At 59.5% G+C, this 14,457-nt stretch carries 9 protein-coding genes and 1 rRNA gene; 1 reads left to right on the top strand and 9 read right to left on the bottom strand.

Annotated elements, in window-relative coordinates:
- Positions 1–416 precede the first annotated feature (416 nt).
- The 7 genes from nrdF to BG22_RS08465 all read right to left on the bottom strand — a co-directional run bounded on the left by nrdF (position 417) and on the right by BG22_RS08465 (position 9,738).
- Positions 417–1,409 (bottom strand): class 1b ribonucleoside-diphosphate reductase subunit beta, encoded by a 993-nt coding sequence (nrdF, locus tag BG22_RS08495; protein WP_094668021.1) that lies wholly within the window; start codon positions 1,407–1,409, stop codon positions 417–419.
- A gap of 310 nt (positions 1,410–1,719) precedes the next feature.
- A complete protein-coding gene (gene nrdE / locus BG22_RS08490) occupies positions 1,720–3,921 on the bottom strand; it encodes a class 1b ribonucleoside-diphosphate reductase subunit alpha (protein ID WP_140494799.1) in 2,202 nt (733 codons plus the stop codon).
- 239 nt (positions 3,922–4,160) lie between these two features.
- The gene (nrdI, locus tag BG22_RS08485) at positions 4,161–4,658 is read right to left on the bottom strand and encodes a class Ib ribonucleoside-diphosphate reductase assembly flavoprotein NrdI (RefSeq protein ID WP_181163461.1); all 498 of its coding nucleotides are present in this window, start codon (positions 4,656–4,658) and stop codon (positions 4,161–4,163) included.
- Positions 4,659–4,780: 122 nt separating this feature from the next.
- A complete protein-coding gene (locus BG22_RS08480; protein WP_094668023.1) occupies positions 4,781–5,047 on the bottom strand; it encodes a glutaredoxin family protein in 267 nt (88 codons plus the stop codon).
- Positions 5,048–5,665: 618 nt separating this feature from the next.
- Entirely contained in the window at positions 5,666–6,199 is a 534-nt protein-coding gene (locus BG22_RS08475; protein WP_094668024.1) for a GtrA family protein, read from the bottom strand.
- Positions 6,192–8,648 (bottom strand): glycoside hydrolase family 3 C-terminal domain-containing protein, encoded by a 2,457-nt coding sequence (locus tag BG22_RS08470; protein ID WP_140494796.1) that lies wholly within the window; start codon positions 8,646–8,648, stop codon positions 6,192–6,194. Before BG22_RS08470 ends, BG22_RS08475 begins: the two co-directional genes overlap by 8 nt.
- 331 nt (positions 8,649–8,979) lie before the next feature.
- Positions 8,980–9,738, bottom strand: coding sequence for a LytTR family DNA-binding domain-containing protein (locus tag BG22_RS08465; protein ID WP_140494794.1), 759 nt, complete (start codon positions 9,736–9,738; stop codon positions 8,980–8,982).
- A 79-nt stretch (positions 9,739–9,817) separates the two neighbouring features.
- Between BG22_RS08465 and BG22_RS08460 the strand changes: the two genes are divergently transcribed.
- Positions 9,818–10,939 (top strand): LysR family transcriptional regulator, encoded by a 1,122-nt coding sequence (locus tag BG22_RS08460; protein ID WP_140494791.1) that lies wholly within the window; start codon positions 9,818–9,820, stop codon positions 10,937–10,939.
- A gap of 58 nt (positions 10,940–10,997) precedes the next feature.
- On the opposite strand, the gene BG22_RS08455 is transcribed toward BG22_RS08460, so the two are convergent.
- Together BG22_RS08455 and rrf are read right to left on the bottom strand one after the other, a co-directional pair.
- Positions 10,998–13,892, bottom strand: coding sequence for a glycoside hydrolase family 3 N-terminal domain-containing protein (locus BG22_RS08455; RefSeq protein WP_140494789.1), 2,895 nt, complete (start codon positions 13,890–13,892; stop codon positions 10,998–11,000).
- A gap of 358 nt (positions 13,893–14,250) precedes the next feature.
- Positions 14,251–14,368: ribosomal RNA gene (rrf, locus tag BG22_RS08450) — 5S ribosomal RNA — on the bottom strand.
- Positions 14,369–14,457 lie beyond the last annotated feature (89 nt).

Raw genomic sequence — 14,457 nt, 5'->3', positions numbered from 1 at the left:
TCAGCGAATAGTTCTGGTGGGGTTGACTTCCTAAGGAAATCAACCCCACCAGCTTGCTTCTAACGCTTGCTTCTAACGTCAAAGTCAGTAGAGCAGAGACAACAATGACTGTTTTACCTGCAGAGACTCGTCGTATGCATTGGCCTGTAATGTACTGCAGGCAAAACAGGTGCCGACAGCACACCAATCGCAGGCAAAACGAGGCAGCTCCCATAGGCTGCAGGTGGAATAGGCCGGATTATTGGACCGGCCGCAGGTGAAACAGGCATAGTACACCGTGCTGCAGGTAAAATGTGCTGTTGTAGAGCCAATTACGGCCTCTACGAAGGCATGTTTTACCTGCGACTTACTCGCAGCGCTCGTCGGAGACATGTTTTACCTGCAACAAGCGGCATACCGCACATCATCAAGACGAATCAGAAGTCCCAATCGTCGTCGTCGGTCTCCTCGGCCTTGCCCATGACGTAGGAGGAGCCGGAACCGGAGAAGAAGTCGTGGTTCTCGTCAGCATTGGGGCTCAGGGCGGCCAGGATCGCGGGGTTCACGTCGCAGATCTCGGCCGGGAAAAGCGCCGGGTAGCCGAGGTTCATCAGGGCCTTGTTGGCGTTGTAGTGCAGGAACTTCTCCACGTCCTCGACCAGACCGACGCCGCTGTACAACGATTCGGTGTATCCCACCTCATTGTCGTACAGCTCGTTGAGCAGGTCGTACGTGTAATCCTGCATGTCGGCACGCTCGGCCTCGGTGAGACGCTCGATGCCGCGCTGGTACTTGTAGCCGATGTAGTAGCCGTGCACGGCCTCGTCACGGATGATGAGACGAATCACGTCGGCGGTATTGGTGAGCTTGGCGTGCGCGGAGAAGTACATCGGCAGGTAGAAGCCGGAGTAGAAGAGGAACGATTCGAGCAGGGTGGAGGCCACCTTGCGCTTGTACGGGTTGTCGCCCTCGTAATAGTCGAGCACGATCTCGGCCTTCTTCTGCAGGAACTCGTTCTCCTCGCTCCAATCGAAGGCGGCGTCGATCTGCTCGGTGGAGCACAGGGTGGAGAAGATGGACGAGTACGACTTCGCGTGCACGGACTCCATGAACGCGATGTTGGTGTACACGGCCTCCTCGTGCGGGGTGAGCGCATCCGGGATGAGGGAGACCGCGCCGACCGTGCCCTGAATGGTGTCCAGAAGGGTCAGACCGGTAAACACGCGCATGGTGAGCGTGTGCTCCTCCTCGCTCATCTGCTGCCAGGAAGGGATGTCGTTGGAGACGGGGACCTTCTCGGGCAGCCAGAAATTGCCGGTGAGACGATCCCAGACCTCGAGGTCCTTCTCGTCCTCGAGACGGTTCCAGTTGATCGCGGAAACGCGGTCGATGAGCTTCAGGGGCTTACGTGGAATGGAGATTGGTGCCATTGTTGTTCCTTATCGGGTTGACGCGGTTGGTTGACGGACGTGTTGTCCGACACGCTCCGGGCCGCTCTGGCCAAGTCTTTACGGTCGGACAACACGTCCGTCAACCAACCGCTACGTATTCAATTGCAATATAACGATTCGTAAAACCAGCGAGCGCAGCGATGGGGGATGGCATGTGTTGCCCGACCGTAGGCTTGGCCGAGCGGCCTTGAGCGTGTCGGGCGACACATGCCATTCCCCATCGCGTCAACATCAACGTTGGTGTCAACGTCAACGCGAGCGCCAGCATCAACGTCAACATCCACGTCAACTACAGCATGCAGGAGACGCAGCCGGCGACTTCGGTCCCCTCAAGCGCCTGCTGACGGATGCGAATGTAGTAGAGCGTCTTGATGCCCTTGCGCCAAGCGTAGATCTGGGCCTTGTTGAGGTCGCGCGTGGTAGCGGTGTCCGGGAAAAACAGCGTCAGGGACAGGCCCTGATCCACATGCTGGGTAGCCTCGGCGTAGGTGTCCACGATGGCCTTCCAGCCGATCTCGTAGGCGTCCTTGTAGTACTCGAGGTTCTCATTGGTCATGTAGGCGGCCGGGTAGTAGACGCGGCCGAGCTTGCCTTCCTTGCGGATCTCGATGGGCGAGGCGATCGGGTGGATCGAGCTCGTGCTGTGGTTGATGTACGAGATCGAACCGGTGGGCGGCACGGCCTGCAGGTTCTGGTTGTAGATACCATCACGCAGAATCGCGTCACGCAACGCCACCCAGTCGGCCACGGTCGGAATCGAGATACCGAACTTGGCGAACAGCTCCCGCACGCGGGCGGTACGCGGCTCGAGCGACCGGCGTTCATCGGTGTACTTGTCGAAGTAGTTGCCCTCGCCGACCGGCTTGGCATAGGCGGAGGTCGGGAAGCTTCTGAACGCCTGACCGTGTTCCACGGCGAGCGCATGCGAGGCCCGGTAGGCATGGTAGGCCACGGTCATGAAGTACATGTCCGTGAAGTCGAGGCCTTCCTCGGAGCCGTAGTGGATGCCTTCGCGGGCCAGGAAGCCGTGCAGGTTCATCTGGCCGAGACCGATGGCGTGGCCTTCCTCGTTGGCGCGTCGGATCGAGGGCACGGCGTTGATCGACGTGTGCTCGGAGACGGCCGTGAGCGCGCGAATCGCGGTTTCAACGGTGCCACCCAGACGGCCACCGTCCATCACCTTGGCGATGTTGAGCGAGCCGAGGTTGCAGGAGACGTCGCGGCCCACATGGGCGTAGGTCAGGTCCTCGTTGTACGCGCTCGGCTCCTGCACCTGCAGGATCTCGGAGCACAGGTTGGACATGGTCACGCGGCCTTCGATGGGGTTAGCACGGTTAACCGTGTCTTCGAACATGATGTACGGGTAGCCGGACTCGAACTGCAGTTCGGCGATGGTGGTGAAGAACTTGCGGGCGTCGATGTACGTCTTCCTGATGCGGTCGTCCGCCACCATCTCGTCGTAATGTTCGGTGACCGAAACATCCGCGAACGGCTTGCCGTAGACACGTTCCACGTCGTACGGGCTGAACAGGGCCATCTGGGCCTTCTGCTTGGCCAGTTCGAAGGTGATGTCCGGAATCACCACGCCAAGGGCGAGCGACTTGATGCGGATTTTCTCGTCCGCGTTCTCGCGCTTGGTGTCGAGGAAGCGCAGGATGTCCGGGTGGTGGGCGTTGAGGTACACCGCGCCGGCGCCCTGGCGCGCGCCGAGCTGGTTGGCGTAGGAGAACGAGTCCTCAAGCAGCTTCATGACCGGAATCACGCCGCTGGACTGGTTCTCGATGTGCTTGATGGGCGCGCCGAGCTCGCGCAGGTTGCTCAGCAGCAGGGCCACGCCGCCGCCGCGCTTGGAGAGCTGGAGGGCCGCGTTGATGCCGCGCGAGATGGACTCCATGTTGTCTTCGATGCGCACCAGGAAGCAGCTCACCGGCTCGCCGCGCTGGGCCTTGCCGAGGTTGAGGAAGGTCGGGGTGGCCGGCTGGAAACGACCGGCGAGCATCTCGTCGACGTACTCGAGGGCGCGATCCTCGCTGCCTGCGGCGAGTTCGAGGGCCACGGCGGCGCAGCGCTGCGGGAAGTCCTCGAGGTACTGCTTGCCGTCGAAGGTCTTGAGCGCATAGGACCTGAAGAACTTGAAGGCGCCCAGGAACGTACCGAACTCGAAGCCGGTGGATTCCGCGTGCGCGTAGAAGCGGTCGAGGAATTCCGGGGTGTACTGTCCGAACACCTTCGGGTCGTAGTACTGGTTGTCGATGAGGTAACGCAGTCGTTCGGCGGTGGAGGCGAAACGCATGGTGTTGGCCTCGACGTGACCGGTGACGTACGCGCGTTCGGCTGCCTTGTCCTTGTCGAACTGAATGCGATGATTCTCGTCGTATAGGTTGAGCATCGCGTTGAGGGCGTGGTAGTCGTGTGCCGGATCGGCGTCACGCTCGGCCGCGGTGGTGGCGGTGTTGTCGAGCTGCAGGCCGGTGTTGGTGAAATCGGTCATGATGATGGTCCTTGGATGGTTATGACAGAAGTTGATGGATGGGGGCCGGCCGGAGCCACGGCTCCCATCTCCGAAAGGCGTTGTCTTTCCACTCGTCCGCGGCACTCGTCCGTGGCGGGTGTGCCATGCGTTCCCGAGGCTTCTCGCTTGGCTCAAGCGAATCGGCGTGAGTCCGAGCGGGAACCAGCGCACGCCGGCCTTCTCCGTGGGGTATCGGCATCGTACGGCCGTTCCGCGTCCTATTGCGCGTTCTTGGTGAAGAAGCGGACAAGCCCGTCTCGCACGGCGGCGGTGTCTTCGGGGGTGCCCATGAGTTCGTATCGGTAGAGGAACGGCACTCCGCACTTGGCGGCGATGATGTCTCCCGCCGCGCAGTAGGCCTCGCCGAAGTTCGTGTTGCCCGAGGCGATGACGCCCCTGATCCACGCCCGGTTGGCCGGGTCGTTGAGGAAGCGTTTGACCTGAACGGGCACGGCTTTCTTGACCACGCCGCCGCCATAGGTGGGCACCATGATGACGTACGGCTCGCGCACATTCAGCGGCTCATCGACGGCTTTCAGCGGTATGCGGTAGACGTTGATGCCCTCGTCCTGCAGTCGGCAACCGGCGACAAACCGCGCGGTGTTTTCCGATGCGGAGGAGAAATAGACCAGCGCACCGATTGCCTTGTCTTGCGCGGCATACTCAGGGCGGCTAGGGGCGACGGAATCGGCATGCGCTTCTGTCTCCTGCCCCATGGCCGACGAGTCGCCCTGCAGTGAGCCATCTTGCGCGCTGCTCTTCGCACCGTTGCACCCATCAATGGCAATGCGGGCGCTTGGCCGGCCGTCAGGCTTCAGGCTCGAAACCACGTCCTCACTCACGCGGCGACCGCAGCCGGAACAGCGGCCGAGGCGGCGGCCTGCTTGGCGACCTCGCGAATGAGGTCCGGACGGTAGCCGGCCCAGGAGTTGTCGGGGGTGATCACCACCGGCGCCTGTCGGAAGCCGGCGGCCTGCAGCTGCTCGAGCGTGGACGGGTTCTGCTCAAGATCCACGGTCTCGAACGGCACACCGAGCTTGGTGAACTGACGCTTGGTGGCCTCGCACTGCGGGCAATGCGGCTTGGTGAACACGGTGACGGTCATGGTGTTGCTCCCCCTTGGCGGTGCTGCTGAACAAAGAATGAACAATGAAGCGAAGGCCATATTACAACCATGTGATTTACAATCAAGCCACTATGTGTAGTGGGGTGTCGCGGAGCGCGATACTAGATGTAGTGTTTTCCTCGTTGATTTTCCGCCATTCCGACAGCCCCGACATCCGTCCAGATCGACACCGGACGGCTCTCGAAAACCGATGTGGCGTTGCTCACATTTTCTTGCAACCGTGCTGTGGTCCCATTCATCGCCCATGCGTCTTGCGATTCTGTGTTTCGATCCCGCACTTTCCCTGTATCTTGCTTGTGAGGGGTACATTGGGCGGTTGGCGGACATGTATCTGCTTTGCAAGGGGTACATGATCTCATGAACCTCGTGTACGGACGCCGCGATTGCAACGGTTATACATGAGGTTTTGCGTTTGAGGTACCCCTTGCAAAGCAGATACGTGTCCGCAGGAGCGCTGATGTACCCCTTGCAAGCGAGAAAGCATCTCCCCCGGGCAACTTCCACCGCGGAATACCTCCGAATACAGGTGTGGCCACGGTCGACTAGGACGACCGTGGCCACACCACATGAACGCAGCGCCGAAGCGCCCGCCTCATCTCACTGGTTCTTCGGCATAATCCAGAACTTGAGCAGCGGATAGCTCACCACCACGGCGAGCAAAGTATTCACCACAGAGGCGATGGTGCCGGCCACGCCTGCATTCATGCCCCAGCCCTGGCACAGCGACGTGACGTAGCCCGGCAGCACGAGATTCACCACCACGATCACCACGGCCAGAATCGCGTACTTCCACGCGGCGTCCCTGAAGCTGGAATCGGACTTGAACACCCACTTCATCTGCACGAAGAAGTTCACCACCTGCGCGATCACCTCCGCGCACAGGAAGGTGAGGAAACCACCCAGACCGTTGCCGGACTCCGGGTAGTTGAAGATCAGGAAGTAGAACGGCGCGGTCAGCCCCAACGCGCCCACGAACACGGCCGTGCCGATCCATGTGACCACGAAGCGGGAGATGGTGGAGATGTTCGACAGCACGTTGAACAGGATGAACTCCCAGATGGTGGGATGGTCCTTGATCCACTGTCGGATGGGCCCGAGCTTCTCGGCGGCGGCCTTGTTGCTGTCAGTCATGATTGAGCTCCTTTGCGATGCGCTTGTTGGCGGATTGGTTGCGGAAGAACCCGGCGATCAGGCCGCCGAGGCCCCGGAAGGTGTGGCCGTTGGCAATCTTGACGATGGCGTCCACCATGGCCGAGTCGATCATGCCCTGGGTCATCTTGCTCATGGCCCGCGGCGGCATGTTGAGGATGAACAGCGTGTTGAGGTCCGGCGCACCGGTCTTCTGCCGGACCTTGGCCTCACGGCTGGTCAGCGTGTTGGCGATGGTTCGTGCCACGAAGCCTTTCGAGCCGCTCCACGAGGAAATCGGGTCGTTGACACCGAGCACCGTGGGCTTGCCGGGGGCGATGACCTCATGGCCGAACAGCGCGGCCATCTCGGCATCGGTCACCTGCTTGACGTCACCCGTGAGGTAATGGCCAAGGGTGGCGTCGGCGGGCTCGGCGTCCACGTCGCCGGCAACGGCGAATGCGGTGGCGAGAGGCAGATCCTCGACGTTGGCTCCGACACTCAAAGTCCAGATGCCGGATTCGGTGCGCCACGCGTTGGTCGCCGCATCAAAGTGGCGGAACGTGTACCGGTCGAATTCGATGCGCACGGTCCGGGATTCGTGAGCGTCCAGCGTTACTTTGGCGAAGCCCTTGAGCTCGCGGGTCGGGCGAAGCACGCCGGCGTCCCCGGTGCGCGACGGTCCGGACACATACAACTGTGCGACGGTCGAACCGGGTACGTCCGAATCGTTGGTGACCGTGAACTGCACGCCGGTTTCGTCGGCGACGAGATCACCGTAGGTGAAGGTCGAGTAGCTCAATCCGTAGCCGAATGGGAAACGGACGGGCACGTCGGCGGTTTCGTAGTAGCGGTAGCCGACGAACGGGCCTTCGCGGTAGATGGCGTCGCGGCCGATGGCCGGATACCAGCCGGAGGACGGGCAGTCGTCATAGTTCAACGGCCAGGTTTCGGCGAGATGGCCGGAGGGGTTGACCTGACCGGTCAGCGCACGCACTGCGGCCGATGCGCCGCCCTGTCCCGAAAGTCCGACGTACAGGACGGCGGCCACGTCGTCGAACCACGGCAGTTCGACCGGAGAGCCGGCCACGAGTACCACGACTACGGGCTTGCCGGCAGCGGCCAGCGCGGCCACGAGGTCGTTCTGGACCTGCGGGATGGCCATGGTGGACCGGTCGAGGCCTTCGGATTCGCTGCGCTCGTCAAGTCCCACCACGGCGAGCACGACGTCCGTGTCCGCCTGCGAAGCAAGCGCGACGGCCTCGTCGGCAAGCTGCTGATTGGCAGCGCCCTGACGGTCGTAGCCTTGGGCGTAGCCGGTCACGGTGACGCCGGTCTGCGCGGCGGTTTCAGGGTTACGCAGCTCGTCCAGAATGTTCTCCTCGCGGGTGGCGTTCACCTTGGACGAGCCGGAGCCTTGGAATCGCGGGGTTGCAGCCATATCGCCGACCACGGCCACACGAGTGCCGTGCTGCAGCGGCAGCTGGCTCGCGTCGTTCTTGAGCAGTACGGACGAGCCTTCGGCGACCTTACGTGCGACGGCGTGGTGGGCGGCGATGATGTCATCCTTAAGCAGGTCGTTGCGTCCCACTCCCTCGGTTTTGGTGAGTCGGGCGATTTTGGCCACTTCGGCGGCGCGCGCGTTGAGATCGGCCTCAGAGAGCGTGCCGGCCTTGACCGCGCCTTCGAGTTCGCGCACGGAAGTGAAGCCGGGGCTGGGCATCTCGAGCGAACCGCCAGCCTTGACCGCGGCGACGGCGGAATTCGAACCGCCCCAGTCGGAGACGACCATGCCGTCGAAGCCCCACTCGTTGCGCAGGATGTCCTGCAGCAGGTGCTTGTTTTCGTGGGCGTAGACGCCGTTGATTTCGTTGTAGGAGGTCATGATGGCCATCGGAGCGGCCTCGCGCACGGCGATCTCGAAGCCGGTGAGGTAGATCTCGCGCATCGTGCGCTCGTCGATCACCGAGTTCGAAGCCTGGCGGCGCAGCTCCTGGCTGTTGACCGCGAAATGCTTCGGGCATGCGGAGACGCCGTTGGACTGGATGCCGCGAATCAGTCCGGCGGCCATGCGCCCGGCCACGATCGGGTCTTCGGAATAGTACTCGAAGTTGCGGCCGCACAGCGGGTTGCGCTTGATGTTGAGGCCGGGGCCGAGCAACACGTTGACGTCGAGGTCGTGCGCTTCGCGCCCCAGCGCCTCGCCCATCTCCTCGGCGAGTTCCGGGTCCCATGAGTTGGCCACGGTGCCGGCGGTCGGGAAGCAGGTGGCGGGCTTGGACGCGCCCAGACCGAGGTGGTCGCCCTCGCCGAGCTGTCGGCGCACGCCGTGGGGGCCGTCGCTCATCACAAAGCTGGGGATGCCGGCACGGTCGTTGCCGCGCGAATCCCATTCGGAGCCGCCGGAGAGCATCGCCGCTTTCTCGGCCACCGAAAGTTCTTCGAGTTCCATATCGTTCTCCCTTGCACTGCACTGTTGTCCGTTGGCTGTCCGTTGACACCGTCATATTGGCATTACTGCACATTGGCACCGTGTACGTCCGCCTGACGAATCCCGTTGCGCCACACTGCCGGCACCGCATCCACGCAGCGCTCGGATCGCACACGATTCGTCGCTAGTTTGATTGAATCAGGTTCCGTCGGGCTGTGCCGTCCACGTTACACAACCTGTCATTTCCCGCGCACGATTGGTCGAACAGTTGGAAGTCTGGACTGAATGCAAACGTGATTGAGCCCTTGCTTAGGACTTCGTGGCTATAAGGCTCAAACCCAAGATGGCGCCCTTACACCACGGCCGCTGCGAGCGCTTGGAGGAGCGGACGTCGGCAACGGCGTGAGACAGCGAGCATGGTGCCGTCACGCAGCTCGCAATCGTTGTCACACAAGCCGGTCACATGACGGAGATTCACCAAGTAACAGGAATTGCAGGAGATGAAGCCACAGTCGGGTTCCAGCTTCTCACGGAAAGCCTTCAGTGTTCCGATGAATCCATAAGTCTGTCCGAACGTATGCACGGCGATGCGATGTCCCTTGCAGCTCTCGATATACGTCACGTCGTCGAGCGGCACACGGGTCACGCTGCCGGGTATGGGCAAAGTGAGCATGTGCACGGCGCGGCGTTGCCGATGCATGGTGACGCAACGATTCACATCACGTTTGAACGCAAAATACGAAACAGGCTTGAGCATGTAGTTCATCGCACTGACTTCATATCCGCGGATGGCCAACTGAGCCGCTGTAGTGACGAACAGAATAGGCACATCGATGTCGCAATTGCGCACCGCACGCGCCACGGAAAAGCCATCGTCACCATTCATCATCACATCCATTGTGATGATGTCGAAATCGGAACTGTACTTAGCCATCAGTTCCTCGCCGCTAGCATACTCACGAATGGTGAAATCAACGGGATTCTCGCGTTCGTATTGACGGAAGCAATTGACCAGCTCGGCGCGCTGCTTATCCTCGTCATCCACAATACCGACAGTCAGCATTTCCCGCATTCCAGCCTCCTCGCCTTGATTCCACATCACCAAAGACATCTGATTTCAGACTAGAAACCCATGGAATCGTTGAGAATAGTGGACTTCTTCATGAGGTATCAAGGTAAACTTGATACCTATGTTGGATGCTTCCGTACCCATGTTCATCGAAGCCGTCCGGACTGGCAGCTTCACCAAGGCCGCTGAACGGCTGTATACGACGCCAACGTCCGTGATGAATCAGGTCAATCGTCTGGAACGCTTGGTCGGCGTAAAACTGGTCAACCGCAATTTCGCCGGTATCACGCTCACGCCGGCCGGCGAATCGTATTATGCGGATGTACTGACCATGCGTGATTTCGCCGAACAAGCCCAACTCAAAGCCTTAAGGGCCGCACATGACGGCCCCTACCTTATTCGTGTGGGTTCCTCGTCTTTCCATCAATATGCCAGGCTCGCGCAAATCTGGGGCAGCCTTGCCAAGCCGGCCTCTTCGCAACCCGACGGACACGGACGAAACCAATCCGAAAGCCAATCCACAAATCGGTCCTCGGCCACGCCTTCCCGCAGCTCCGGCGTACTTCGCAATCCTCATGATTATTACCAATTGCAAATCGTCGACTTTACCGATACGAGCATCATCGGCCCTCCTCCGGCGGGAATAGGCATCGATTTTGATGTGATGATGGGGAACTTCGATCCCGCCGGCGTGCCGGAAACATATCGGTTCATTCCTCTGGGGCAGACCCCGCTGAGCCTATACACACCGAACGAGAGCGCACTCGCTTCACATGGCCCCGTGGGATTGCACGACCTCGATTTTGCCGAACTTGTAGGGCCGCGCCTCATCATGCCGGAACAATCATGGCTCCCGTCTATCGCCATATTGGAGCGACGAATGAATGAACTGTACCCGCATATCATGGTGGAAACCGTCTCCTATCATTCCGGTTCGGACCTGTTCAACCGGTGTCTTCGTGAAGGGACGCCGCTGTTGGGACTGGAATACTGGGATGAAATGGTTCCACTGCTCACCGGAGTGCCGCTTAATGATCACCTCGCCATTCCGCATGGACTGATACACCGATCCGACGCACCCAAAGAGGTGCAATTGTTCGCCGAAATCATCACCCGTCAGGTCATTGATTTCCTGAACGAACATGACCAAGTGGATGTGGCGCGAGCAATACAGGAGGGGCGGGATCTTCCCATCCGAGAAGATCCCGCCCCTACGAGAAGGCATTACGGGCTGCGGCTGTAACCAGCCGCAGCCGGGACATGCGGCGGCTGGTCCACAGCACGATTAGCCAGTCGGCTTACTATTCGGCAACCACGACTGTCACCTTCTGCTCCTTGCACCGCTTGAGGTACCTTCGCATCGTGAGCGCCTCCAGCCCTGCGGCTAGCACGGCGATGATGCCACAGACGATCCACAATGCAATCTTCCACATCGGGGTGGCGCTCTTCGGTTCACCATTCTCGTACATCCAGCTGTTCACTGCCGTGTACAGGATGTTGTGGGAAGCGTTGCGCATGGCCTTAATGGAGGTCGCCGACTTGTCAGTGATGTGGTTGGTGGAGTCCATCACAGCGAGCATCGCGTCACCGCCATTACGGATGGCCTGGTCACCGTACATGTAACCCAAGCCATTGAAGAAGTCCGTGAGCACTGTACCTTGGAAGCCCCACTCGCCACGCAGCACGGTCTTGAGCAAGCTCGCGTTGCCGCCGGCCCATGTGGTGCCGATGTAGTTGTAGGAGCTCATAGCGGCCTGTGCCCCACCGTCCTTGACAGCCATCTCGAACGGCTTCAGGTAAATCTCTCTGATGGTCTGCTCGTCGGCCCATGTACACAGCATGCTGTGGCGGTTGGTCTCTTGATCGTTCAACGCGAAGTGCTTCATGTAGGAGTACACGCCCTTCTCACGGGCCGCTGCAATCTCATGGGACGCCATGGTGCCGGAGAGCAGGGAATCCTCGGAGAAGTACTCGTAGTTACGTCCGGAGAATGTGGAGCGATGAATGTTCATGGCCGGCGCATACCAACCCTGGCAATTGATCTCACGGGCCATATCGGCAATGATGTCGCCGAACTGGGTGGCCAAATCCTTGTTCCATGTGCAGGCGAACGACACGGACGCAGGGAAACCGATCGAACCAGTGCCCGTAAAGTTGCTGTTCAACGAAGCGGGGCCATCGAGATCGGTGAGCTTGACCTTGCCGATGCTGTCGATTGCGACCGTACCGTATCCCGCGGTGGAGATCAGATTGTCCATCTCGTCGAAGGTCAACTGGTCAAGCAGCTTGTCCCATTCCTCATCGTTATAGTCCTTGCCTCGGAGATCGGCCAGACGAACGCCGTTCTTGGCTCCGGTGGTGGGCATCTCGTCATCCGCATTGTTGTGGGATTCGATGTCGTAGTTGGAGATGTTGACGAACTTAGCCTTCGCCTCTTCGGGCATGGAGTATGACTTCGGCGCCGAGGTGGCCTCGTCGAAGTTGGCGAAGTGGTCGGCTCGGCTCAGCACCTCATAGTTGCCGGCAGCGTCATCGAAAGCGTTGGTGGCAACGGTCTTGTCCGTAGAGCGCGGGTTAGATTCGTCGTAGGTTATCGTCTGCGGCACGGTGACGGTCTTCTCATCAATCGTGTTGTGAGAGTCGGTCTGGATGGAGATGCCGTAATCGCCCTTCTCCAACACGTATGCCTTGGCCTTCTGATAATCGTAGGAGGCCATGTCCTCGTCGTTGAACTCGATGGAGACAGTCTGAGAGGCACCGGGCTCAAGCTTATCGGTCTTCTCGAATGCCACCAGATTGGCGGATGCCTTCTCAATGCCGCCATTGGTGTACGGCGGGTTGTAGTAGACCTCGACCACATCCTTACCGGCGGTGTCGCCGGTGTTGGTCACCGTCACATCGAACGTGATTTTGCCGTTCTTATAAGAGATATCGCCCATCTCCTGCTTGAAGCTGGTGTAGGACAGGCCATATCCGAACGGATAGAGCACAGTGGCATCATAATCGATGGCACCTTCGTCGGCCGCGGTCTCGTAGTACTTGTATCCCACGTAGATGCCCTCGACATAGTTGACGAACGTCGGGGTTGTTTCCTTGCCGGTGTCGGCGGAGTTACCGGTGAATTCGCTCATGTTGTCATAGTCGAAGTCACCGATGTTGTTGTAGCTGGGGGATGTGGTGAAGTCGCGGGCGAACGTATCGGCTGTCTTACCTGACGGATTGGTCTCGCCGGACAGTACCTCGCCGAGCGCGATGAATCCAGTCTGGCCTGCGGGCGGGCACCAGAGCACCGACTTGATTTGCGGATAGTCGTTGGCGAAGTCGAGCTCGAACGGGTTGGCGCCGTTGTACACGATGGTGACGTTCTCGAAATTCTTGGTCACCAAATCAATCATGTTCTTTTCGCTCTGTGACAGCTCCAGGAAGTGCTGCCCTTCTTGGAAGTCCTCATACTCATCGGAGTTGTTGGTGTAGGTGATGCCGTCAGCCTTCATGTCCTTCGGCAGATCGGCGCCCTCGCCACCGACACGGGAAATGACGACAACGGCCTCGTCAGAGAAGTCCTTGGCGTTGCTGATGAGTTCGTCAGAATACTGGTCTGCGGGCACTTCAGGCAACGTCCAATCCTGAGTGTTCATACCCACCTCGGGACGGTCTGCCCGATAATCTGTGTACAATTTGCTCAGTTCGCTATTCGTCTCGAAACCGGCCTGCTTGAGACCATCAAGCAGGGATGTGGTCGGATACTTGTCGTTGAGCGAGCCGGAACCGGTGCCTCCGTACACTGGGTTGGTAGACGCCCACCCAAATACATTCAGCTTCTTCGTACCGGTTATAGGCAAGTTGTTATCATCGTTCTTCAGCATCGTAACCGATTCACGATAAACGTCTGTGGCAAGTTTCTCGGCCTTTGTCTTGGTCGCTTCAGACAGCTCGTAAGTCTTGTCCGAAACATTTGTCAGCAGTGTCGAAAACGGTCCTGACACCATCATGGCCGCTGTGACGGTGATTGCAATCAACGCAACAATCCATGACTGGGAGTGAATCAATTTCCTTGTATGCGTTTGCGCAATGGTCTTCTTATTCACTGCAACGGTGGCAATAATCGCCAGAACCATAAAGGCCACTATGACAACGATATATGGCCGAGCTGATTGCAATGCATTCTGGACGTCAAACGGATTGATGCCCAACATGGCTAACTCCTCTCAATCACTGGGATTCCACGGCACTTCTTTGATGCCGCTGAATCTATTTCAGCAATTTGATGAGGCCAAGGAGGAGTATCTTCAAATTCGGTTCTGTGTGGTTCAGAATAGGCTGGTCGTTGATTCGGAACCGTCATGTCTGCCACTGGATCGTCTCTCGCATATCCGTTATGTGTGGCATGCGTGCGGCCCGCCGCCCCCGCGCGTCATGACGGAAAAATATAGAGGTTGCCCCAAGGGGCTTTTATCGTTCGGGAAGGATGCAGGAAAACCCCCGCATATCATGGCGACAGAATGGAAGAACCCCCGGAGGCGTGTGCTCTCCGGGGGCTCTCGTAAGTATTGAATGCGGCGGTGTGCTACTCTCCCACATCCTCTCGGGTGCAGTACCATCGCCGTGCCAGGCCTTAGCTTCCGGGTTCGGAATGGATGCCGGGCGTCTCTCCTGGGCCATGACCGCCGCAAATCTTCAATTGTCTTCCACGCCCTTGGGGCGTGGGGATGGTTCCCGTGATGGTCCGGGGACCGGATAGCGGACGCGATCGTCAATTGA

Source organism: Bifidobacterium sp. UTBIF-78, assembly GCF_006408945.1.
In the GTDB taxonomy this organism is placed as follows: domain Bacteria; phylum Actinomycetota; class Actinomycetes; order Actinomycetales; family Bifidobacteriaceae; genus Bifidobacterium; species Bifidobacterium myosotis.
This window is presented reverse-complemented; position numbering and strand designations above follow the sequence as displayed.

Excerpts from the sequence above, each read along its gene's own strand:
- nrdF (WP_094668021.1), bottom strand. The coding sequence starts at position 1,409 with ATGGCACCAATCTCCATTCCACGTAAGCCCCTGAAGCTCATCGACCGC.
- nrdE (WP_140494799.1), bottom strand. The coding sequence starts at position 3,921 with ATGACCGATTTCACCAACACCGGCCTGCAGCTCGACAACACCGCCACC.
- nrdI (WP_181163461.1), bottom strand. The coding sequence starts at position 4,658 with ATGGGGCAGGAGACAGAAGCGCATGCCGATTCCGTCGCCCCTAGCCGC.
- BG22_RS08480 (WP_094668023.1), bottom strand. The coding sequence starts at position 5,047 with ATGACCGTCACCGTGTTCACCAAGCCGCATTGCCCGCAGTGCGAGGCC.
- BG22_RS08475 (WP_094668024.1), bottom strand. The coding sequence starts at position 6,199 with ATGACTGACAGCAACAAGGCCGCCGCCGAGAAGCTCGGGCCCATCCGA.
- BG22_RS08470 (WP_140494796.1), bottom strand. The coding sequence starts at position 8,648 with ATGGAACTCGAAGAACTTTCGGTGGCCGAGAAAGCGGCGATGCTCTCC.
- BG22_RS08465 (WP_140494794.1), bottom strand. The coding sequence starts at position 9,738 with ATGTCTTTGGTGATGTGGAATCAAGGCGAGGAGGCTGGAATGCGGGAA.
- BG22_RS08460 (WP_140494791.1), top strand. The coding sequence starts at position 9,818 with ATGTTGGATGCTTCCGTACCCATGTTCATCGAAGCCGTCCGGACTGGC.
- BG22_RS08455 (WP_140494789.1), bottom strand. The coding sequence starts at position 13,892 with ATGTTGGGCATCAATCCGTTTGACGTCCAGAATGCATTGCAATCAGCT.